20 protein-coding genes are annotated in these 21,840 nt (G+C 61.6%); 2 read left to right on the forward strand and 18 right to left on the reverse strand.

The genetic code is table 11. The annotated features are described in order from the left end of the window. Positions 1-36 precede the first annotated feature (36 nt). The 3 genes from sppA to rluC are packed head-to-tail and all read right to left on the reverse strand — an operon-like array spanning position 37 to position 2,659. Positions 37-1,026 (reverse strand): signal peptide peptidase SppA, encoded by a 990-nt coding sequence (sppA, locus tag VNV36_RS24555; RefSeq protein ID WP_325721462.1) that lies wholly within the window; start codon positions 1,024-1,026, stop codon positions 37-39. Positions 1,027-1,050: 24 nt separating this feature from the next. After that, positions 1,051-1,713, reverse strand: a complete 663-nt coding sequence (locus VNV36_RS24560; protein ID WP_325721464.1) for an HAD-IA family hydrolase — start codon at positions 1,711-1,713, stop codon at positions 1,051-1,053. After that, positions 1,700-2,659 carry a 23S rRNA pseudouridine(955/2504/2580) synthase RluC gene (gene rluC / locus VNV36_RS24565; protein WP_325721466.1) on the reverse strand — a complete coding sequence of 320 codons (960 nt, stop codon included), beginning with the start codon at positions 2,657-2,659 and terminating at the stop codon, positions 1,700-1,702. Before rluC ends, VNV36_RS24560 begins: the two co-directional genes overlap by 14 nt. A gap of 697 nt (positions 2,660-3,356) precedes the next feature. Here rluC and rne point away from each other — a divergent pair. Further along, the gene (gene rne / locus VNV36_RS24570) at positions 3,357-6,608 is read left to right on the forward strand and encodes a ribonuclease E (protein WP_325721468.1); all 3,252 of its coding nucleotides are present in this window, start codon (positions 3,357-3,359) and stop codon (positions 6,606-6,608) included. Positions 6,609-6,799: 191 nt separating this feature from the next. Here the strand turns inward: rne and VNV36_RS24575 are convergent, their stop codons facing one another. From VNV36_RS24575 to VNV36_RS24630, 12 genes are all read right to left on the reverse strand, one after another. Beyond that, a complete protein-coding gene (locus VNV36_RS24575; protein WP_325721470.1) occupies positions 6,800-7,396 on the reverse strand; it encodes a nucleotidyltransferase family protein in 597 nt (198 codons plus the stop codon). After that, positions 7,393-8,373 (reverse strand): XdhC family protein, encoded by a 981-nt coding sequence (locus VNV36_RS24580; protein ID WP_325721472.1) that lies wholly within the window; start codon positions 8,371-8,373, stop codon positions 7,393-7,395. Before VNV36_RS24580 ends, VNV36_RS24575 begins: the two co-directional genes overlap by 4 nt. Further along, positions 8,373-10,694 carry a xanthine dehydrogenase family protein molybdopterin-binding subunit gene (locus VNV36_RS24585; protein ID WP_325721473.1) on the reverse strand — a complete coding sequence of 774 codons (2,322 nt, stop codon included), beginning with the start codon at positions 10,692-10,694 and terminating at the stop codon, positions 8,373-8,375. The genes VNV36_RS24580 and VNV36_RS24585 overlap by 1 nt, the downstream gene beginning before the upstream one ends. Then, a complete protein-coding gene (locus VNV36_RS24590; RefSeq protein WP_325721475.1) occupies positions 10,691-11,161 on the reverse strand; it encodes a (2Fe-2S)-binding protein in 471 nt (156 codons plus the stop codon). The genes VNV36_RS24585 and VNV36_RS24590 overlap by 4 nt, the downstream gene beginning before the upstream one ends. Positions 11,162-11,666: 505 nt before the next feature. Continuing rightward, complete coding sequence (murB, locus tag VNV36_RS24595; RefSeq protein ID WP_325721477.1) at positions 11,667-12,686, reverse strand: UDP-N-acetylmuramate dehydrogenase; 1,020 nt, start codon at positions 12,684-12,686, stop codon at positions 11,667-11,669. Then, entirely contained in the window at positions 12,683-13,147 is a 465-nt protein-coding gene (locus tag VNV36_RS24600; protein ID WP_325721479.1) for a low molecular weight protein-tyrosine-phosphatase, read from the reverse strand. The genes murB and VNV36_RS24600 overlap by 4 nt, the downstream gene beginning before the upstream one ends. Beyond that, complete coding sequence (gene kdsB, locus VNV36_RS24605; protein ID WP_325721481.1) at positions 13,147-13,911, reverse strand: 3-deoxy-manno-octulosonate cytidylyltransferase; 765 nt, start codon at positions 13,909-13,911, stop codon at positions 13,147-13,149. The genes VNV36_RS24600 and kdsB overlap by 1 nt, the downstream gene beginning before the upstream one ends. Next, positions 13,908-14,093, reverse strand: a complete 186-nt coding sequence (locus tag VNV36_RS24610; protein WP_003179363.1) for a Trm112 family protein — start codon at positions 14,091-14,093, stop codon at positions 13,908-13,910. The genes kdsB and VNV36_RS24610 overlap by 4 nt, the downstream gene beginning before the upstream one ends. A gap of 23 nt (positions 14,094-14,116) precedes the next feature. Further along, complete coding sequence (lpxK, locus tag VNV36_RS24615) at positions 14,117-15,127, reverse strand: tetraacyldisaccharide 4'-kinase (RefSeq protein ID WP_325721483.1); 1,011 nt, start codon at positions 15,125-15,127, stop codon at positions 14,117-14,119. After that, positions 15,127-15,555 carry a flagellar polar localization protein PocB gene (gene pocB, locus VNV36_RS24620; protein ID WP_325721484.1) on the reverse strand — a complete coding sequence of 143 codons (429 nt, stop codon included), beginning with the start codon at positions 15,553-15,555 and terminating at the stop codon, positions 15,127-15,129. Before pocB ends, lpxK begins: the two co-directional genes overlap by 1 nt. Beyond that, positions 15,552-16,187, reverse strand: coding sequence for a flagellar polar localization protein PocA (pocA, locus tag VNV36_RS24625; RefSeq protein WP_325721485.1), 636 nt, complete (start codon positions 16,185-16,187; stop codon positions 15,552-15,554). Before pocA ends, pocB begins: the two co-directional genes overlap by 4 nt. A 101-nt stretch (positions 16,188-16,288) precedes the next feature. Beyond that, positions 16,289-18,535, reverse strand: coding sequence for a DNA internalization-related competence protein ComEC/Rec2 (locus VNV36_RS24630; RefSeq protein ID WP_325721487.1), 2,247 nt, complete (start codon positions 18,533-18,535; stop codon positions 16,289-16,291). Positions 18,536-18,670: 135 nt separating this feature from the next. Here VNV36_RS24630 and VNV36_RS24635 point away from each other — a divergent pair, with 135 nt between their 5' ends. After that, the gene (locus VNV36_RS24635) at positions 18,671-19,189 is read left to right on the forward strand and encodes a DUF2062 domain-containing protein (protein WP_325721489.1); all 519 of its coding nucleotides are present in this window, start codon (positions 18,671-18,673) and stop codon (positions 19,187-19,189) included. Positions 19,190-19,331: 142 nt separating this feature from the next. Here the strand turns inward: VNV36_RS24635 and VNV36_RS24640 are convergent, their stop codons facing one another. From VNV36_RS24640 to VNV36_RS24650, 3 genes are all read right to left on the reverse strand, one after another. After that, entirely contained in the window at positions 19,332-20,111 is a 780-nt protein-coding gene (locus VNV36_RS24640) for an ABC transporter permease (RefSeq protein WP_325721491.1), read from the reverse strand. Further along, a complete protein-coding gene (locus tag VNV36_RS24645; protein WP_325721493.1) occupies positions 20,108-21,040 on the reverse strand; it encodes an ABC transporter ATP-binding protein in 933 nt (310 codons plus the stop codon). The genes VNV36_RS24640 and VNV36_RS24645 overlap by 4 nt, the downstream gene beginning before the upstream one ends. Positions 21,041-21,173: 133 nt before the next feature. Further along, the gene (locus VNV36_RS24650) at positions 21,174-21,797 is read right to left on the reverse strand and encodes a glutathione S-transferase family protein (protein ID WP_325721495.1); all 624 of its coding nucleotides are present in this window, start codon (positions 21,795-21,797) and stop codon (positions 21,174-21,176) included. Between the last annotated feature and the right edge of the window lie 43 nt (positions 21,798-21,840).

Below are 21,840 nucleotides of genomic sequence, written 5' to 3' on the forward strand. Positions count from 1 at the left end.
CTGCCGAATGCTGCGATCTTTTGACCTTGCAACGATTTAACGCAACGACGGCCCGTGGAAACCCATCCACATCGCCAACTGCTCGGCCACGCTGGCGCCGAGCTTCTTCGAGAAGCGATCGAACGGCGATTCCTGCACCGTGAAGTCGACCAGCTCTTTCTCACCGATCACGTCGCGCGCTACCGAACTGGCACTGCCCAGCCCATCGATCAGACCCAGCGGCAGCGCCTGCTCGCCCGACCAGACCAGCCCGGAGAACAGCTCCGGATGTTCTTTATCCTTCAAGCGATCACCACGTCCCTGCTTGACGCTATTGATGAATTGCTTGTGCGTGGTGTCGAGCACGCTCTGCCAGAACGCTGTTTCTTCTGGCTTTTGCGGCTGGAAGGGATCGAGAAAGGCTTTGTGCTCGCCCGACGTGTAGGTACGACGCTCAACACCCAGCTTTTCCATGGTGCCGACAAATCCGTACCCTGCCGCCGTCACGCCGATCGAACCAACCAGACTGGCCTTGTCGGCGTAGATCTGGTCCGCCGCGCTGGCGATGTAATAGGCACCGGAGGCGCCGAGATCGGATATCACTGCGTACAACTTGGTCTCAGGGTGCAGAGCACGCAGACGCTTGATCTCGTCATAGACATAACCGGACTGCACCGGACTGCCACCCGGGCTGTTGATGCGCAGGATTACGCCTTTGACCTTCTTGTCTTCGAACGCCGCGCGCAGACTGCCCACAATGTTGTCGGCACTGGCCGGCTCTTTGTCGGCGATCACCCCGTCAATTTCGATCAACGCCGTATAGTTCGAGCCACGCGTGGCGCTTTTTTCCATGTCCATCAGCGGCGTGAACAGAAGCAGCGCAACAAACAGATAAACAAATGTCAGCAGCTTGAAGAAGATCCCCCAGCGCCGCGAACGACGCTGCTCCTGCACACTCGCCAGCAGGGTTTTCTCCAACAGCTTCCAGCTTTTTCCGTCACCGTCGTCGGCACTTGCCTTGGCCGGTGCTTTCCATTCGTCGGTCATGCCATCTACCCCAGCAAAAACGTATTAAGCCCGCTGACCCAGCCAGGCATGCAATTCAGAAAAACGGTCGATCGACAGGCGCGGCCCAAACTGTTGCAGAGACTCGATCGATTGCGCGCCATAGCTGACCGCCACCGAATCCATCCCCGCGTTACGCGCCATCAGTAGATCGAAGGACGAATCACCGACCATCAATGCCTGCTCCGGGCGTACGCCGCAGTGGCTGACGATCTGCTCCAGCATCAGAGGGTGCGGCTTGCTGGCAGTTTCATCGGCAGCGCGGGTGATATCGAAATAATCTTCCCAGCCGTTGGCCTTGAGCACCCGATCGAGGCCGCGACGGTTCTTGCCGGTCGCGACCGCCAGGTGATACCCCTGTTCGCGAAACGACGCCATCGACTCCACCACGCCTTCGAACAACGGTGAAGGCACGGCTTCGGCAGCGATGTAGTGATCGGCGTAATACTCGCGGAACGCCAGCATTTCGGCGTCGCTGATCTCGGGGTATAGCGTGCGGATCGCTTCCGGCAAGCCGAGGCCGATAATGCCCTTGACTGCGAAATCATCGCGCAGCTCGAAGCCGGAACGCCCGGACGCCGAATGCATGGCCTCGACGATCCGATGGATCGAATCGGCGAGGGTGCCGTCCCAATCGAAAATCAGCAGCTTGTAATCAGATGGGCGCACTCAATCGCTCCACGGTCTTGGCCCACATTTCATCCACGGGCGCTTGCAAATTCAGCTTGCCGCCGTCGGGCAGCGGCACGGTCAGCATGTAAGCGTGCAGGAACAGACGCTTGCCACCCAGATCGCGGATTTCCCTGGTGAAATCGTCGTCGCCGTACTTGCTGTCGCCGGCAATGCAATGGCCAGCATGCAAGGTGTGCACGCGAATCTGGTGAGTGCGTCCGGTGACAGGCTTGGCCTCGATCATGGTGGCGAACTCGCCGAAACGGCGCAGCACCTTGAACACGGTCAGGGCCTCCTTGCCCTCGTCATTGACTTCGACCATGCGCTCGCCGGAGCGCAGATTGCTCTTGAGCAATGGCGCGCGGACCTGCTTGATCGAAGTCGCCCAGTTGCCCCGCACCAGCGCCATGTAGCGCTTGTCGACGCCATCGCCGCGCAACTGCTCGTGCAGGTGGCGCAACATGCTGCGTTTCTTGGCGATCATCAACAGGCCGGAGGTATCACGGTCGAGCCGGTGTACCAGCTCCAGCTCCTTGGCATCGGGACGCAACTGACGAAAGGCTTCGATCACGCCGAAATTCAGCCCGCTGCCGCCGTGAACCGCAATGCCGGCGGGCTTGTTGATCACGATCAGGGCTTTGTCTTCGTAGACGATCGACGCTTCCAGGCGCTGCAACAGGCCCTGGGCCAGTGGCACCGGTTCGTCGCGTTCAGGCACGCGAACCGGCGGCACGCGCACGATATCGCCGGCCTGCAGCTTGTATTCGGGCTTGATCCGACCTTTGTTCACGCGCACTTCGCCTTTGCGCAAAATGCGGTAAATCAAGGTCTTGGGCACGCCTTTGAGCCGGGCGAGGAGAAAGTTGTCGATTCGTTGGCCGGCATACTCCGGCGAGACTTCAAGCAATTGAACGCCTGGAGTCGAAGAGGCAGTAGTTGTCATGCCGCGGATGATAACAATTTTTATGGAATTGAAGCACTTAATCATTGCTGCTATAGTCGCGAACGCCGCCAAAAGCGGCCTGGACAGCGGAACCACGGTCAAAGACCGGCCCTGACCAACGCAATTCACCAGGGCGCGAGGCCGTCCTACGGGGCTTTCGCTACGTAACGGTGGAGTTTGCGGTTGTAACGAGCGCAGGTGACATGAGGCCTGAATTACACCGCCGAGCAGAGTTTTCACTCGCCCGGCAGGCAACATTCGAGGCCAGTTCACAAAGTGCAGTCGACTGCGAATGACCCCGAGCGAATGTTTCGGAAACATCGCCTGAATAGCCATGATGCGTGACCTCCCCTTTCGGAGCTCACGGTAAATGCCAACCCGCTGCGGATTCTGCGCGCGGCAGCACCCGAATTATCAGGGATACGTGTAGGGTGGAGATGCACAACCGCCGGACTGTGTAGCAACAGGTTTTATCAAGACGCTTCATCTCGTCCACAGCCGCTGGTTGATTCCTCCTCCTGACTGAGTGCTTAAGTAGCCACAGCAAGCAGGACGCGTACGTCGCGGTATCGGCCCAATTGGCCGCACATCGCTGGACACGGGAATGGCCAACCACTCCCGACGCACCTGACACCGACCGTGAGAAGTCGTGTGTGCCGAACGCCGTTTCCGGCAGCCCGGAAACCGACGGTACTACATGAAAAGAATGCTGATTAACGCAACTCAACCCGAAGAGTTGCGTGTTGCACTGGTAGATGGCCAGCGCCTCTACGACCTGGACATCGAATCCGGTGCACGCGAGCAGAAGAAGGCCAACATCTATAAAGGCCGTATCACTCGCATCGAACCAAGCCTTGAGGCTGCCTTTGTCGATTTCGGCTCCGAGCGCCACGGCTTCCTGCCCCTCAAAGAAATCTCCCGCGAATACTTCAAGAAAGCCCCCGAAGGCCGCGTCAACATCAAGGACGTCCTGAGCGAAGGCCAGGAAGTCATCGTTCAGGTCGAGAAAGAAGAGCGTGGCAACAAGGGCGCCGCCCTGACCACCTTCATCAGCCTGGCCGGTCGTTACCTCGTGCTGATGCCGAACAACCCGCGTGCCGGCGGTATCTCCCGCCGCATCGAAGGCGAAGAGCGCAACGAACTGCGTGAAGCGCTGAACGGTCTGGTCGCTCCAGCCGACATGGGTCTGATCGTGCGCACTGCGGGCCTTGGCCGCAGCAGCGAAGAAATGCAGTGGGACCTCGACTACCTGCTGCAATTGTGGACCGCCATCAAAGAAGCCTCGCTGGATCGCTCCGCGCCATTCCTGATCTACCAGGAAAGCAACGTGATCATCCGCGCCATCCGCGATTACCTGCGCCAGGACATCGGCGAAGTGCTGATCGACAGCGTTGAAGCCCAGGACGAAGCCCTGACCTTCATTCGGCAGGTGATGCCGCAGTACGCCAGCAAGATCAAGCTGTACGAAGACAGCGTGCCGCTGTTCAACCGTTTCCAGATCGAAAGCCAGATCGAGACCGCTTTCCAGCGCGTCGTCGAACTGCCTTCCGGCGGCTCCATCGTCATCGATCCGACCGAAGCCCTGGTGTCCATCGACATCAACTCGGCGCGCGCCACCAAAGGCAGCGATATCGAAGAGACCGCTCTGCAGACCAACCTTGAAGCCGCCGAAGAAATCGCCCGTCAGTTGCGCCTGCGCGACATCGGCGGCCTGATCGTCATCGACTTCATTGACATGACCCCGGCCAAGAACCAGCGCGCCGTGGAAGAGAAAGTCCGCGAATGCCTGGAAGCCGACCGCGCCCGCGTGCAGATCGGTCGCATCTCGCGCTTCGGCCTGCTGGAGATGTCCCGTCAGCGCCTGCGTCCGTCGCTCGGCGAAAGCAGCGGCATCGTCTGCCCGCGTTGCAACGGCACCGGCATCATCCGTGACGTTGAATCGCTGTCGCTGGCAATCCTGCGCCTGATCGAAGAAGAAGCCCTGAAAGATCGCACCGCCGAAGTTCGCGCCCAGGTGCCGATCCCGGTGGCCGCGTTCCTGCTCAACGAAAAACGCAACTCGATCACCAAGATCGAACTGCGCACTCGCGCACGCATCGTCATTCTGCCGAACGATCACCTCGAAACGCCGCACTTCGAAGTTCAGCGTCTGCGTGATGACAGCCCGGAGGCCGCGACCAACCAGTCCAGCTACGAAATCGCTGCGGCCGCTGCCGAAGTCGAAGAAGTCCAGCCAGCCGCTGCGACCCGCACCCTGGTTCGCCAGGAAGCTGCGGTCAAGACCGCACCGGCCCGCGCCAACGCACCAGTGCCGACCGAAGTCGCCGCTGCCGCACCTGCTCCGGCACCGGTTGCCGCGCCTGAACCGAGCCTGTTCAAGGGTCTGGTGAAGTCGCTCGTCAGCCTGTTCGCCACCAAGGAAGAGCCAGCCGCACCGGTTGCCGTTGAAAAACCGGCTGCCACCGAGCGTCCGGCCCGTAACGAAGAGCGTCGCAACGGTCGTCAGCAGAGCCGCAACCGTAACGGTCGCCGCGATGAAGAACGCAAGCCGCGCGAAGAACGTGCTCCGCGTGAAGAACGCGCACCACGCGAACCGCGTGAAGAGCGCCAGCCACGTGAGGCCCGTGAGCCACGCGAAGCCCGCAGCGAAGCGCCAGTTGCCCGCGAAGAACGCGCACCACGTGCTCCGCGTGAAGAACGTGCACCACGCGCACCGCGTGAAGAGCGCAAGCCACGTGGCGAGCGTGAAGAACGCGTGCGTGAACTGCGCGAGCCACTGGACGCTGTGCCAGCCGCAGCCGCTGCTGCCGTGACCGCTGAAGAGCGTCCGGCCCGTCAGCCACGCGAAGAGCGCGCCCCGCGTCCGCCGCGTGAAGAGCGCCAACCGCGCGCCGAGCAAGCCGCTGCTGCCGTTGCCGAAGAAGAAGTGAATACCAGCAACGAAGAGCAATTGCCGGAAGACGGTCAGGACCACGCCGAAGGCGATCGTCCACGTCGTCGCTCCCGTGGTCAGCGTCGTCGCAGCAACCGTCGCGAGCGTCAGCGTGATGCCAACGGCAACGTGATCGAAGGTTCGGAAGAATCCGAATCCACTGAAAACGCTGCCGAGCCAAGCAGTGCCGATCTGGCCGCTGGCCTGGCCGTTACCGCCGCCGTTGCCAGCAGCACCATCAGCGCCCCGGCGGAAGCCCAGGCCCATGAGCAGGCTGAACGCGCCACCGCCGCCACACTGGAAACCGCTCCAGTCGAAGCGCCGGTTGTCGAAGCTACCACACCAGTGGAAGTGACCGCTGCGCCGGAAATCGAAGTGGCTCCGGTTCGCGAAGCTCAGCCTCAGGTTGAAGCGGCTGCCGAGCCAGAAGCTGCCGTGGAAGCGCCAGCTGCCGTCACTGAGCCAGCGGTCGAGACCGTCAGCGAAAACGTGACCAAAACCGTGCGTGAAGTTCGCGAAGAGCAAACCGCGTTCAACTGGGTCGCTGAACCAGCCGTCACCGAAACTCCAGCGCCAGTCGCTGAAGCCGAAGTACCGCAGGCCATGGTTTCCGAGCCAGTAGTTGCAGCGGCCGAACCGGCTCCAGCGCCAGTGGTGGAAGCACCGGTTGCTGAAGAAGCACCAGCCGTTGTCGAAGCGCCAGCCCCTGTGGTCGAAGCACCGGCTCCGGTCAGCGCCCTGACGCCAAACGGCCGCGCGCCAAACGACCCGCGTGAAGTGCGTCGTCGCAAGCGTGAAGCCGAGCGTCTGCAGAAGGAAGCTGAAATGGCTGCCGCTGCGGCTTCAGTGACTGCCGAGCCAGCTGCTGCTGACGTGGTCGAGGCAGCCCCTGCCCCGGTCGCTGAAGAAGCAGCGGTTGAAGCGGTGATCGCTGAAGCACCACGCTCCGTTCAGGACGCGGTCGAGCAGCGCGAAGAAGCCGAGGAGAAACAGCACGAGCCTAAACCACTCGTGTAATTCCCAAAGCCGTTAAAAAGCCCCGCCATGTGAAAACCTGGCGGGGCTTTTTTATGTCCGCAATCCAAGCATCACCCGAACCCTTTGTGGGAGCGAGCCTGCTCGCGAAAGCGCTGGGTCAGACAATATTCATGTAACTGAACCACTGCATTCGCGAGCAGGCTCGCTCCCACAGGGGATCTGTGCACAGCTCAGGAATGAGGAAATACCAAAGAATCAGGCACATCGATATCCCACAACACCCCGGGATCATCCACGGACACTTCCACCACCCGCCCCTGAGCAAACAACGGCCGAGCCCCACGATCACCCGTCAGCGCTCGCAATTGCGCGCCAAACGAGCGATTGAAGCCGACCGGGTGCCCATACTCACCTGCCTGCACCGGCACGCTTACCGCATCATCAGCCATCGCTGCGACCACCCGCTCAATACTCGAAGGCAAGATGAACGGCATATCCCCAAGCACAATCAACCAGCCATCTGCATCGGGACACGCCGCAACACCCGCCGCGATGCTATCGCCCATGCCGGTCGACTCGATCGAGACCACGTCACAGCCATAAGCCTGGGCCATACGCATCGCCTGCGGTCGCGCTTGGGTCGTGACCAGTACGCGCTTGCCGAGGCTGGCCGGCAGATTGACCAGCACCTGCTCGATCACCGAGCGCACGACGCCGTCACGCCCCGTGCAGTCAGCGAGCAATTTGTCTTTGTCGTGGCCGACGATCTGGCGAAAGCGACTGCCCTCGCCCGCCGCCAGCACAATCACAGCGATGGGTTGGCTCATGCACCCTCCAGCGGTTTCTTCTGTTTCAACTCCACACCGTTCTTGATCGCGACAATTTCCGCCAGCAGCGACAAGGCGATCTCCGCCGGCGAATGACTGCCAATGTGCAAGCCGATCGGCCCGTGCAAGCGATCAATCGACGCTTGCGACAAGCCTAGCTGAGCGAGGTTTTCCCGGCGCTTCTGGCTGTTGACCCGCGAGCCCAGCGCACCGACGTAGAACGCCGGTGAGTCGAGCGCGGTAAGCAAGGCCATGTCATCCAGCCGAGGGTCGTGGGTCAAGGCGACAATTGCCGTGCGCTCGTCGGTCTGGATGTTCAACACCGCCTCATCCGGCATCCCGGGGACGAAACGGCCATGCTGCTCTTCCCAGCCGTAGACGAACTCGGTGCGCGGATCGCAGATCAGCACTTCGAAATCCAACAGCCGCGCCATGTCGGCGACGTAGCGTGACAACTGCCCGGCGCCGATCAACAACAGACGCCAGCGTGGGCCGTATATCGCTCGCAGAATCTTGCCGTCGAACACCAGCGAATCGGTTTTACTCGCCGGTGCCAGCAGCACCTCGCCGGTTTCGATGTTCAGTTCCCGCGCAACGATTTCATGGTTTTCGCAACGCTGCAGCAGCTCGGCCACCCACGCCGGGTCGCCGACGCGCTCCTCGGTCAGGCGCAGGGTGCCGCCGCACGGCAGGCCGAAACGCGCGGCCTCCTCGCGGGTCACGCCGTAGGTAATCATCTGCACGGGCGGGCCATCGGTGGCAATGCGGCCGTCGTGCAGTCGAGCGATCAAGTCATCCTCGACACACCCCCCCGAGACCGAACCGATCACCACGCCATCCTCGCGCAAGGCGAGCATGGCGCCGGGCGACCGCGGCGCGGTGCCCCAGGTCTGCACCACGCTGAACAGCACCACCCGTTGCCCGGCGCGGCGCCATTCGAGGACGCTGCGCAGAACGTTCAGATCGACACTGTCCATTACGCTTGCGCCTTCTGCCAGCCTTGCAACTGATAACGTACCGGCAGATTGCGGATGCGCTTGCCGGTGGCGGCGAAGATCGCGTTACACAGCGCCGGCGCAATCGGTGGCACGCCCGGCTCGCCAACACCACCCAACGGCACGTCGCCCGGCGGCGTGACCAGATGCACCGCGACTTCCTTCGGCGCCAGCGACATGCGCGCGACTTCGTACATATGGAAGTTGTCCTGCTGCACCTTGCCGTCCTTGAAGCTGATCTCGCCGAGCACGGCGTTGCCCAGGCCCATGACGCACGCGCCTTCGAACTGCGAGCGAATCCGCTCAGGGTTGATTTGCGGCCCGCAGTCCACGGCGATATCGGCCTTGTGTACGATCAGCGAGCCGTCGTCCTTGACCTCGACTTCGATCACTGCTGCAACGTAGGTGACAAAGCTGTAATGCACGGCCAGGCCGAGGCCCCGGCCCTTGGGCAGTTTGCGTCCCCAGCCGGCGGCTTTGGCGGCGGTTTCCAGCACCGTACGCATGCGTGCGGTGTCGATTGGATAACGCTCGGGAGATTCGCCGTAGTTCCACTCTTCGCTCAAGGTGCGTGGATCGATCTGCCGATCCGGGCCGAGCAATTTGATCTGGTACTTGAGCGGATCCTCGCCGGCCTTGTGCGCCAGTTCGTCGACGAAACTCTGAATCGCGAAGCCATGGGGAATGTTCGACACCGAGCGATACCAGCCGACCCGCGTGTGCACCTTGGCTTCGGGGTTTTCCAGACGCACGTTGGGAATCGCGTAGGCCATGTTGGTAAAGCCCATGCCGAGCTCGAACGCCGCCTCATGGTTCATGTCCGGCGCGAACAACGCGGTGATGCTCGGTGCCACGGTGCGATGCAGCCAACCGGAGGGCAGACCGTTCTTGTCGACGCCGGCCTTCAGATACTCGGCCGAAACGGTGTGGAAATACGAATTGTGGATGTCGTCTTCGCGCGTCCACTGCACCCGCACAGCCTTGCCCGGAAACTCCTTGGCGAGGATCGCCGCTTCAACGACGAAGTCCGGCTTCGACTTGCGTCCGAATCCACCGCCCAGCAACGTCACATTGAAAGTGACCTTGTCGAACGGCACGCCCAAACGCTCGGCGATGCGCTCGCGGGTGACCTGCGGCGCCTGGCTCGGCGCCCAGGCTTCGCACACGCCATCGTTGAAACGGGCGATTGCGACCATCGGCTCCATCGGTGCCTGAGCCAGATGCGGCAGGTAATAAGCCGCTTCCAGGGTGCTGGCGGCGCCACTCAAGGCTTTCTCGATATCTCCGGTGTTGCGCACCACTTTGCCGGCCGTCAGCGCAGCGGCTTCGAGCTCCTTGCGATAGGCAATCGAGTCATAACTGGCATTCGGGCCGTCGTCCCACTCGATCTTCAGCGCCTCGCGGCCCTTGATTGCCGCCCAGGTATTGCTCGCAACCACGGCGACGCCACCCAGCGGCTGGAATTCCGATGGCAGCGGACGGCCTTCGATCTGGATCACTTTCAACACGCCGGGGACTTTCAGCGTGGCGCTGTCATCCAGGCTTTTGACCTTGCCGCCATACACCGCCGGGCGGGCGATGGTGGCGTAGAGCATGCCATCGAAATGCACGTCGGCGCCGTACACCGCGCGGCCATTGACAATGTCGGCACCGTCGATGGCTTTGGTGCCTTCCTTGCCGATGTAGCGAAATTCCGACGGCTGCTTGAGCCGCAGGCTGTCACGCGCCGGCACCGCCAGCGCACTGGCCGCAGCAGCAAGTTCGCCGTAGCCCAGTTCGCGGCCGGACGGTTTGTGAATGACCTTGTGCAACTGCGCGTGACATTCGCCGACCGGCACTTTCCATTGCGTAGCGGCAGCCTGCTCGAGCATGGTCCGCGCGGCCGCACCGCAACGACGCATCGGTTCGTACCAGTGACGCATGCTGCGCGAACCGTCGGTGTCCTGGTTGCCGAAGCGCACCTCGTCCCCCGGTGCCTGCTGCACTTTGACCAGTGCCCAATCGGCTTCCAGTTCATCGGCAACGACCATGCTCAGACTGGTGCGTACGCCCTGGCCCATTTCTGAACGGTTGCACACCACTGTGACGCTGCCGTCAGCGGCAATGCTCACATACACCTTGGGATCGTCGATCCAGCCATTGGGCATGCCGTCGGCGCCGAACTTCTTCGGCGCGTCCTCGGCCAGCGCATCCTGCCAGCCCCAGCTCGCGGCGAGAACCAGCGCACCGGTCGCGCCGACGCCTTTGAGAAAGCCACGACGGCTGAGGTTGCTCAGGGCGAAATCATTCGGGACGCGGCTCATGCCTTCACCCCCTTCAGTTGCGTGGACGCCTGGCGGATCGCGGTTTTGATCCGGTTGTACGTGCCGCAGCGGCAGATGTTGCCAACCATGGCTTCTTCAATCTGCTCGTCGCTCGGGTTCGGGTTGGTTTTCAGCAAGGCGGTGGCTGACATGATCTGCCCGCCCTGACAGAAACCGCACTGGGCCACGGCGCTGTCAAGCCAGGCTTGCTGGACGACCTGGCCTACCGGATCGGCGTGTAGATTATCGATGGTGGTGACGTTCTGGCCGATGACCGAGCCGATCGGGGTGATGCAACTGCGCGCCGGCAAGCCGTCGATGTGAATAGTGCACGCGCCGCACAGGCCCATGCCGCAACCGAATTTGGTGCCGTTGTAACCGGCGACGTCACGAATCGCCCACAACAGCGGCATGTCTTCGGTGACATCGAGGGAGTGGTCTTGACCGTTGAGTTTCAGGGTAATCATGGGCACGCCCGCATATTTATTGGAGGTTATGGGGTCGAGCAATCTGCCGCCGGAAACCAGCGGTGGGTTCGCGCAGATCGACTCAGGCTAATCGGCCGATACATATCAATGAAGCTGAACACAGACTTTGTGGCGAGGGAGCTTGCTCCCGCTGAACTGCGCAGCAGTTCTCTGTTCAAGAGGGGGCCGCTACGCGCCCCAGCGGGAGCAAGCTCCCTCGCCACAGAATTCCTCGCTTGCTGACCTGCATCTGACCAAGGACTCTCTTGCGCAGACGGCAACGTCTGCACCGGGTCTTTGGGTGAAACAAATGGTTGGTATCGTTAGCTCGCTAAGTTAACCCAGCATTAACAAAAAAGCCCTGCTTATACAGGGCATTTCAGCTGCAAGTTTCTAGCTACAAGCTGCAAGTAGAAGCAGCAGGTGGCTCATGACGCAGTGTAGCTTGCCGCTTGCCGCTTGCCGCTTGCCGCTTGAAGCTTGAAGCTTGAAGCTTGAAGCTGCCTCAATACCGATTGGGCTCCATTTCCAGTTCGACATGGAAGCGATCGGCAATGTCTTTCTGGATGCGTTGCGCCAGGTCCAGCAATTGCAGGCCGGTGGCCGCGCCGTAGTTGACCAGCACCAGCGCCTGCAACTTGTGCACACCGGCATCGCCGTCGCGAAAACCTTTCCAGCCGGCCCGTTCGATCAGCCAGCCGGCGGCCAGCTTCATCTGCCCGTCAGGTTGCGGGTAAGCCACCAGATCCGGGTGCTGCGCTTTGATCTGCGTGACCACGGCGGCGGGTACCAGCGGATTCTTGAAGAAGCTGCCGGCGTTGCCGAGCACTGCTGGATCCGGCAGTTTTTCGCTGCGTATGCTGCAGATGGCGCGACTGACATCGCTGGGGGTCGGCTGTTCGATTCCCTGCTCGCTCAGGCGCTGGCGCACCGGACCGTACTCCAGATGCAGGTGGGCGGCGCGCTCTAGCTCAAAGCGCACCCGCAGGATCAGCCAGCGTCCCGGCTGCTGCTTGAACACGCTGTCGCGGTAGCCAAAGTTGCATTCCTCCAGGCTGAAATCACGCAGCTCGCCGCTCTCGCGATCCAGCGCGGTCAGCCCGGCAAACACGTCCTTGATCTCCACGCCGTAGGCGCCGATGTTCTGCATCGGTGCGGCGCCGACGGTGCCCGGAATCAGACTGAGGTTTTCCAGCCCGGCAAAACCCTGATCAAGCGTGTGCTGCACGAACGGGTGCCAAGGTTCGCCCGCCTCGGCCTCGATCACCACGCGATTGCCGTCATCGCTGCGCACGCGAATACCGCGCGTGGCCATGCGCAACACCAACGCGGGAATGTCGGCCGTCAGCAGCAGGTTGCTGCCGCCGCCAATCACCAGCACAGGCACGTCATGGGAAGCGCCATACGCCAGCGCCTGGCGGACATCGTCGTCACTGTAGGCTTCGGCAAAAAGCTGCGCGCGGACATCGACGCCGAAACTGTTGAAGGCCTTCAGCGACACTTGCGCTTGGATCTGCAGTGTCATAAGCGGCCCTTCACTTCGATCAGCAGTTGGTCGCAAGCCGCTTCGATCAGGTCCAGCACCTGCTCGAACCCCTGATCACCGTCGTAGTAAGGATCCGGTACTTCATCGACCAGCCCGGCATAGCGGCGCAGGAACAAATCCAGTTCGGCCTTGCCAGTGGACGGTTGCAAGGCCTTGAGGTTGCGCAGGTTGCTGTTGTCCATGGCGAGAATCAGGTCGTAGCTGGCGAAATCGGCCCGGCTGACCTGCTGCGCGCGCTGCGCCGACAAGTCATAACCGCGCAGCTTCGCCGCGGCCTGGCTGCGCTTGTCTGGCGGGTTGCCGACGTGCCAGTCACCGGTGCCGGCAGAGGCTACTTCGACCAGGTCCGCCAGCCCGGCTTCGCGCAACTTGTGACGCAACACGCCTTCAGCGGTGGGCGAACGGCAGATGTTGCCCAGGCACACAAACAGAACGCGCATCAGGCCCCCAGCAGGCGACGAACCCGCTCAAGGTCTTCAACGGTGTCGACGCCGGTCGGCGGCGCGATCAGCGCGTCGGCGACATGAATGCGCACGCCGTGCCACAAGGCACGCAGTTGCTCAAGGGATTCGGTGTTCTCCAGCCAGCACGGGCCCCAGCTCACGAAGTCCTTAAGGAACCCGGCGCGATAGGCGTAGATGCCGATGTGGCGACGGTACGGCACACCTGCAGGCAATTGCTCGCGGCTCTTGGCGAACGCATCGCGGGCCCACGGCAAGGTGGCGCGACTGAAGGTCAGGGCCAGACCGTTGATATCGCTGGAAACCTTCACAACGTTCGGATTGAACAGGGTTTCCACATCTTCGATCGGCTCGGCCAACGTGGCCATGCGCGCTTCGGTATGGGCAGCAAGGTTGGCGGCGACCTGATCGATCACGCTCGGCGGAATCAGCGGCTCATCGCCTTGCACGTTGACCACGATCGCATCAGGCGCAAGGCCCAGTTTCGCTGCGACTTCGGCCAGACGGTCAGTGCCGGAGTTGTGATCTTCACGGGTCAGCACCACTTCGGCGCCAAAGCCATTGCACGCTTCGACAATGCGCGCATCGTCAGTCGCCACCACCACACGGGTAGCACTGCTCTTGCTCGCCTGTTCCCAGACGTGCTGGATCATCGGCTTGCCGGCAATATCCAGCAACGGCTTGCCCGGCAAACGGGTCGAGGCGAATCGCGACGGGATGACAACGGTGAAGGCAGTGGTCATTTATCCAGACGCTCGTCGGTAGTCAGGGTGCGCGCTTCGCTTTCCAGCATCACCGGGATGCCGTCGCGGATGGGATACGCGAGGCCGGCGCCCTTGCTGATCAGTTCGGTCTTGTCGGCGCTGAGCTTGAGCGGGCCTTTGCACACGGGGCAAGCGAGGATATCGAGCAGTTTGGTGTCCATGAACATTCCCAGAAATAAAAAAGTTAAGGCAACAGACGATCCGGCAACAGGCGCATCAGTTGTGTGTCGAACCAGGCCACGAAGGCCGGCGACGGCAGCGCATCGACCGCCAGATACCACCAGTCGGCCGCCGCGAAGGCACGACACTTCACCGCGTCCTTTTCGGTCATCACCAACGGCAATGACGGGCTGAAATTCAAGGCCTGCACGCTGTACTCGGCGTGGTCGGCAAACGCATGGGCGATCGGGCGCCAGTCTAGCGCTTCGAGGGTGTTGAAGAAACGTTGCGGATTGCCGATCCCGGCCACCGCGTGCAGCGCTTGCCCGGCAGGAAAATGATCGAGCGGCTGACGTGCACCACTGCGCAAATTGACCAGTGCGGTCGGTTGCAGGCGAAAGGCAAATCCGTCGTCGCGATCATTGAGGGCGCCGTTGTACAGCACGCCATCGACGCTTTGCAGGCGCTCGATCGGCTCGCGCAACGGCCCTGCCGGCAGACAGCGCTGATTCCCCAGGCCCCGGGCGGCATCGATCAGCACCAGTTCCAGATCCCGCGCGAGGCGATAGTGCTGCATGCCATCGTCGGAAAGAATCAGATCCAGCGGCTCACTGGCGATCAAGGCTTTGACGGCGGCGCTGCGATCAGGATCGATCATCAGCGGCACGCCGGTGCGCTGGACGATCAGCAGCGGCTCGTCGCCAGCAATGTCAGCGCTCTGCTCTGCCGTGACACGCCACGGCAGTTGCGGCGGCCTGGCGCCGTAACCGCGACTGACCACGCCGACGCGCAATCCACGGCGCCGGCAATGTTCGATGAGCCAAAGGATCATCGGCGTCTTGCCGGTGCCACCGACGGTGATATTGCCGACCACGATCAGTGGCACCGGCGACTGATAGATTTCACCCTCACCGTCGAGAAAACGCTGGCGTTTGTTGACGACCACGCGGCGATAGAGCATTTCCAGCGGCCGCAGCAACGTCAGGGCCGGATGCCCCTGATACCACGCGGCGAGCAAGCGATCGGACAGGCTCATCAGGATTTGGGCGCCGCCTCGACCGTGGTCATGCGCAGATGGCTGAAACCGAGCTTGCCGGCCGCGTCCATGGCGGTGATCACCGATTGATGCTGCGCCTTGCCATCGGCACTGATCGACAACGGCATGTTGGTGTCGCCGTTGGACTCTTTCTGCATGGCTTCCATCAGCGTCGCCAGGTCATTCTTCGGCAGAATCTTGTTATTCACCGAGAACACGCCTTCGGCGCTGATCGCAACGTCCAGCTGTTTGACTTGCTGATCTTCGGCCGGCGAACCGCTGACCGCTTCCGGCAGATCGACGCGCAGCTGGGTTTCCCGGGTGAAGGTGGTCGTGACCACGAAAAACAGCAGCAGAATGAACACCACGTCGATCAGTGACGCGAGGTTGATGTCGATGGTTTCCCGAGGCTTGCGACGGAATTTCACGCGCGGCCCTCGGCGAGGTCGACATCGCGGTCGCCCTGCACCACTTCAACCAGTTTGATCGCTTCCTGCTCCATGCCGACCACCAGCTCATCGATACGCCGTTGCAGGAAGCGGTGGAAGAACACCGCCGGGATGCCGACCATCAGGCCCGCTGCCGTGGTGATCAGCGCTTTGGAAATCCCCCCGGCCAGCACCGCAGCATTGGTGGTCATACCGGAACCGGTAAAGGCACTGAAAATGTCGATCATGCCCAGCACGGTGCCGAGCAGCCCGAGCAACGGCGACATCGCGGCGATGGTGCCCAGCGCGTTGACGTAGCGTTCGAGCTCGTGAATGACCCGGGCTGCGGCCTCTTCGATGCACTCTTTCATGATCTCGCGACCATGCCTGGAGTTGGCCAGGCCCGCCGCGAGGATTTCCCCCAATGGCGAGTTGGCGCGCAATTCCTTGAGTTTTTCCTTATTGAGCTGCTTGTCCTTGATCCACACCCAGACCTGACCCAGCAGATGCTCGGGGGTGACGCGACTGGCGCGCAGTGTCCACAGGCGCTCGGCAACGATCGCCATGGCCGCGATGGAACTCAGAATGATCGGCAACATCATCCAGCCGCCGGATTTGACCAATTCCCACACAGTGACAGTCCCCTCGAAAAAGTGCGCCACTTTACCATACCGATCCGCGATTAAGACCCGCCGCTCCGACGACCGTGATGTACCAGCCATGCTGGCACCGATCAACGGGCAAACGCTGGCGGATCGCGCCAGAAACGCCGCTGTTGCCGCATCGTCCACGGTGGTTTGAAGCTGCCCAGTTGCAGATGAATCGCGCCCTGCTCGGCGCTGTCATAGATGCGCAGCCCTTGCTTGCGGTAGCGCGCAAGCACCGTCGGATGCGGATGGCCAAAGGAGTTGCCATGGCCTCGGGAGATCAGCACCGACTCCGGCTGCAACGCCTTGAGCAGGGCCATGGATGATGAGCTGCGACTGCCATGATGCGGTGACTGCAACCATTGCGTCGGCACCGCCAGAGGGCCTTCGAGCAGGACGCGCTCGGCATGGGTATCGATATCGCCCGTCAGCAACAGGCGTTCGCCGTTGGCCTCGATCTGCAGCACACAGGAACGCTGATTGCTGTCGTGAGCGGCCGACCATTGCCACAGCTGGAAATGCACGCCATCCCATTGCCACCGTTCACCGCTTTCGCAGGCCTCGGCGCTCAGTTCTGCGGGCAGGTTTGGCGGATCGCCACTGATGATGCGCTGCACCTGCAATCCACCCATCACCGCTCGAGCCCCCCCGGCGTGATCAGCGTCGGCGTGGCTGAGCAGCATCACATCGAGCTTTTTCACATCCAGCTTGCGTAGCGCAGGCAATACGACCCGTTGGCCAAGATCGAAATCGCCGAAACGCGGGCCGGCGTCATACAGCAACGCGTGATGGCGGGTACGAACAAGAATGGCCAGGCCTTGGCCCACATCGAGTTGCCAGATATCCGCCCGCCCTTCTTCTACTCGCTCTTGGGGCGGCAGCACCAACAGCAACATCAGCGGCCAGCCCAGCGGACGCAGCGGTACGCCACGGGGCAAGAGCAATAACAGCGCGCCAAGACTGCCCAAGGCCAACGCCCAGAAGGGAATAGCCGCGGGTATCCACGCCGGCCATTGCCCGGCAATCAGCGCCAGCCCGGTGAACAGCCAGTCGATCAAACCGCCGGCCAGCCACAACAGCCCTTCACCGATATATGGCACGGGCAGCAGCAACGTGCCGAGCAACGCCGGCGGCAGAATAACGAGGCTGACCCACGGCACTGCCAACAGGTTCGCCACGGGGCCGCTCACGCTGATCGGCAGGCTCAGGGCCAGCAGCACCGGGCACAAGCCGATCGCGATCAGCCACTGTGCGCGGGTCCAGGTCTGCCACCAACGCCATGCGCCCAGCCGTCCGCCAAAGGTGAAAATCAGCACCGCCACGGCAGCGAAGGACAGCCAGAAACCGGGACGCAAACTGGCCAGCGGATCAAGCAACAGCACGCCATTGAACGCCAGCAACAACGGCCACCACGCGCCGAGATGGCGAAAGCGCAGGCGCCACAACAGCACCAGCGCCACCATCACGCAGGCACGTTGCACCGGCACATCGAAACCGGCGAGCAAGCCGTAACCGAGCGCCGCCGCGAATGCCAGGCCACAGGCCCACGGCAGCCACGGCCAATGCAACGGCCAATGCAACGGCCAGACCCCGTACCGCGCCAACCCGGCGACGAACAAGTACATCACTGCTGCCAGCAAACCGATGTGCTGGCCGGAAATCACCAGCAAATGCACGGTGCCGGTGTCCTGCAGAATTTTCCAGTCTTCGCCGCTGAGACCCGAGCCGTCGCCGAGCACCAGCGCAGCCACCGCGCCCTCTCGTCCCTGCGCGTCTACCGCCAACAAACGCTGACGAATTCCGTCGCGCCAGGCATGTCGGGCTTCAGTCAGGCGCTGGCCATCCTTGATCGTGCCGGTTGCACCGATACGTTGTGCCAGCAGCCAGGCCTCGTAATCGAAGGCGTCTGGGTTGAGCAAGCCACTCGGGCGCTTCAACTTCACCGCCAGACGCCAGCGTTCGCCGCTATTGACCGGTGGCCCGGCGTACCAGGCCAGGCGCATCAGCGATGGCAGTTTCTCGTGCCGTGAGTGTGCATCGGCCAGCTCGAAACGCACGACTGCGTCGCTGTGCTGCGGCAAACCGACCACACGCCCTTCAAGCCAGCGGGTTTCGCCGTCCAGGCTCGGCGGCAAGCGATCATGCAAAGCCCACTGCGCGCCGACGCAGGCCCACGTAAAGCCAAACAGCAAAAACGCCAATGGATAGCTGCGAAACGGCAGCAGCATCAGCGCCACCACCGGCAGCACCACCAATAATCCGCCCGGCGGCAATGCCGGCAAAAAAACCGGGGCCAGCAGACCGACTGCCAGCGCCATCATCCCTGTGCGCATATGCCCGTCCTTGAGAGTCCCTCCTTAGGCATAGCGGGTCGGGGGCACCACCGTCGTCAACAATTGTCACAAAGTCTGAATGGGCGGTTCGTAGAATCCAGACATACTTGCCGCCTTAACCGACCGAGAAGCCTTATGCCCCGGCGCTTATTCAAACGTTACATGCCCGACCCGACGAGCATCAGGGAACACAAATCCTTACGCTTTCTCGGCAAGTTGCTGCATGACCCGAATCTCTGGCATCTCAATCGCCACTCGGTCGCCCGGGCGATGGCGGTCGGCCTGTTTGCGGCATTCCTGCCGATACCGGCGCAGATGCTGGTCGCCGCGGCATTGGCGGTGCTAGTGCGCGGCAATATGCCGATTGCGGTAAGTCTGGTCTGGCTGACCAATCCGATCACCATGCCTGCGGTGTTTTACTGCACATATCAGGCCGGGGCATTGCTGATGGATGTGCCGGCGCGGCACCTGCCGGATGAACTGACCTGGGAATGGATCAGCGGTGAACTGTCGACGTTGTGGCAGCCGTTTTTGCTCGGTTCAGTAGTGGTTGGTCTGGTGCTGGGCGCCCTCGCCTATTGCCTTGTGATGCTGTACTGGCGCTGGTGGGTGGCACGGCAATGGCGGCGGCGCAAGAAAAGTCGGCAGAAATGAATGCAAAAACGGCCTCCGCGATGGGAGACCGTTTTTTTTTTGTATCTGGGGTGGCCCCTTCGCGAGCAGGCTCGCTCCCACATTGGAATGCTTTCCTCTGTGGGAGCGAGCCTGCTCGCGAAAAAAGCAACGCGGTATCAGCTCAAGTACGCATCCCGCGCCCACTCACCAGCAACCGCGCACAGCCGAGATACAGCACCACGGTCGCCACCAGCATGAAGGTAATAGCGATGCCGATACGGATATCCGATACGCCAAGAATGCCGTAACGGAAGGCGTTGACCATGTGCAGTACCGGGTTGGCCAGCGAGACTGTCTGCCAGAACGGCGGCAGCAAGGTGATCGAGTAGAACACGCCGCCCAGGTAGGTGAGCGGAGTCAGCACGAAGGTCGGGATGATTGAAATATCATCGAAGTTGCGCGCAAACACCGCGTTGATAAAGCCCAGCAGCGAAAAGATCGTCGCCGTCAGCACCACCACCAGAATGGTTACGCCGAGGTGATGCACCTGCAAATGGGTGAAGAACAGCGACAGAATCGTCACGATCACTCCCACCGCCAAACCGCGTAATACACCACCAATGGTGAAGCCGATCAGGATCGTGTGCGGCGAGACCGGCGAGACCATCAGCTCTTCGATCGAGCGCTGGAACTTGCTGCCAAAGAAACTCGACACCACGTTGCCGTAGGAGTTGGTGATCACCGACATCATGATCAGCCCCGGCACGATGTACTCCATGTAGGTAAAGCCACCCATGTCGCCGATCTGGCGGCCGATCAGGTTGCCGAAGATCACGAAGTACAGAACCATGGTGATCGCCGGCGGCAGCAGGGTCTGCGGCCAGATCCGCATGAAGCGTTTGACCTCACGGTAGACGATGGTTTGCAGGGCGACGAGGTTGGGGCCGAACTCGGAACTCATACCGCCACCTTCGACAGATTTTTCTCCACCAGGGACACGAACAACTCCTCGAGGCGATTGGTTTTGTTACGCAGGCTCAGCACTTCGATGTTCTGCAGCGCCAGTTGGCCGAACAGCGCAGTGATGCCGGCAGACTTGTCGACCTGCACTTCCAGGGTGTGCGCATCGACCAGCCGCGCCGGGTAACCGACCAGTTGCGGCGCGGCCGACAGATCACCCTTGAGATCCAGCAAAAAGGTCTCGACATGCAGCTGACCGAGCAACTGACGCATGCTGGTGTTTTCGACAATGGTACCGTGGTCGATGATGCCGATGTTGCGGCACAGCTGTTCGGCCTCTTCCAGATAGTGCGTGGTCAGAATGATGGTGATGCCTTTCTCGTTCAGTTCGGTGAGGAAGGTCCACATCGAACGGCGCAGTTCGATGTCGACACCAGCAGTCGGCTCATCAAGGATCAGCAGGCGCGGTTCATGTACCAGCGCACGGGCGATCATCAAGCGGCGTTTCATGCCACCGGACAGTGAACGCGACGGCACATCGCGCTTGTCCCACAGGCCGAGCTGGGTCAGGTACTGCTCGGCGCGTTCCCTGGCGATTTTCGCCGGAATGCCGTAGTAACCGGCCTGGGTCACGACGATGTCGAAGGTCTTTTCGAACTGGTTGAAATTGAATTCCTGGGGCACCACGCCGATCGAGCGCTTGAGCGCTGCCGGGTTCTTGTCCAGGTCATGGCCGAAGATATTCACGGTGCCACTGGTCTTGTTGACCAGGGTCGAGAGAATGCCGATGGTCGTGGATTTGCCGGCACCGTTGGGGCCGAGCAAGGCGAAAAAGTCACCTTCGGCGACATCCAGATCGATACCACTCAAGGCCTGGAACCCGTTGCCGTAGGTTTTGGTTAGCTGCCGGATGGACAGAGCGGAACTCATATCGGATTTACGCACCAAGAAGGAAGGAAAGGAATAAATAAGGGCAGGCGGCGGGGGAAACAACCGCGGCGCAAGTTCGCAATGGTGCTTGCCGCCGCCGCACAAGTACAGTCAAGTGTGTCGATAGTAATTATCAAGTCAACGCGGTCATGACTGCTTTGCGGTAGGCCGGCCGCTGTTTCAGGCGCTCGTACCAGGCTTGCAGATGGGGTTGTGGCGCACGTTCGATGGGCATTTCGAACCACGCATAAATAAAGCTGCCAAGAGGAATATCACCCATGCCGATTTCATTGCCGGAGAGATAAGGCTGGCTGATCAAGGCATGGTCGGCCATGTTCAGCAACTCATCGCATTCCTTGATGGCGGCATTGATCGCCGTCCAGTCCTGCTTCTCGGCAGGTGTGCGCAGGACACCCCAGAACACGGTACGAAACGGCCCGGCGAAACTGGAAGTGGTCCAGTCCATCCACTTGTCCGCCCCGGCGCGGGCTTGCGGATCCGCCGGGTACCAAGCGCTGCCCGGCGCGTGCTTGGCCAGCAGGTAGCGGACGATGGCGTTGGATTCCCACAGCACGAAGCCGTCGTCTTCGATAACCGGCACCCGGCCATTCGGATTCATCGCACGGTACTCGGGCGTATCGACTACACCGAACGCACCACCGGCATCGATGGCCTCGTAAGCCAGGCCCAGCTCCTCGGCAGCCCACAAGGGCTTTCTGACATTCGATGAGTTTTTCCGTCCCCAGATCTTCAGCATGACCGCCTCTTTGCACATGAGTGGACGGCCAGCATACGCCGGA

The organism is Pseudomonas sp. (assembly GCF_035554175.1).
GTDB lineage: Bacteria > Pseudomonadota > Gammaproteobacteria > Pseudomonadales > Pseudomonadaceae > Aquipseudomonas.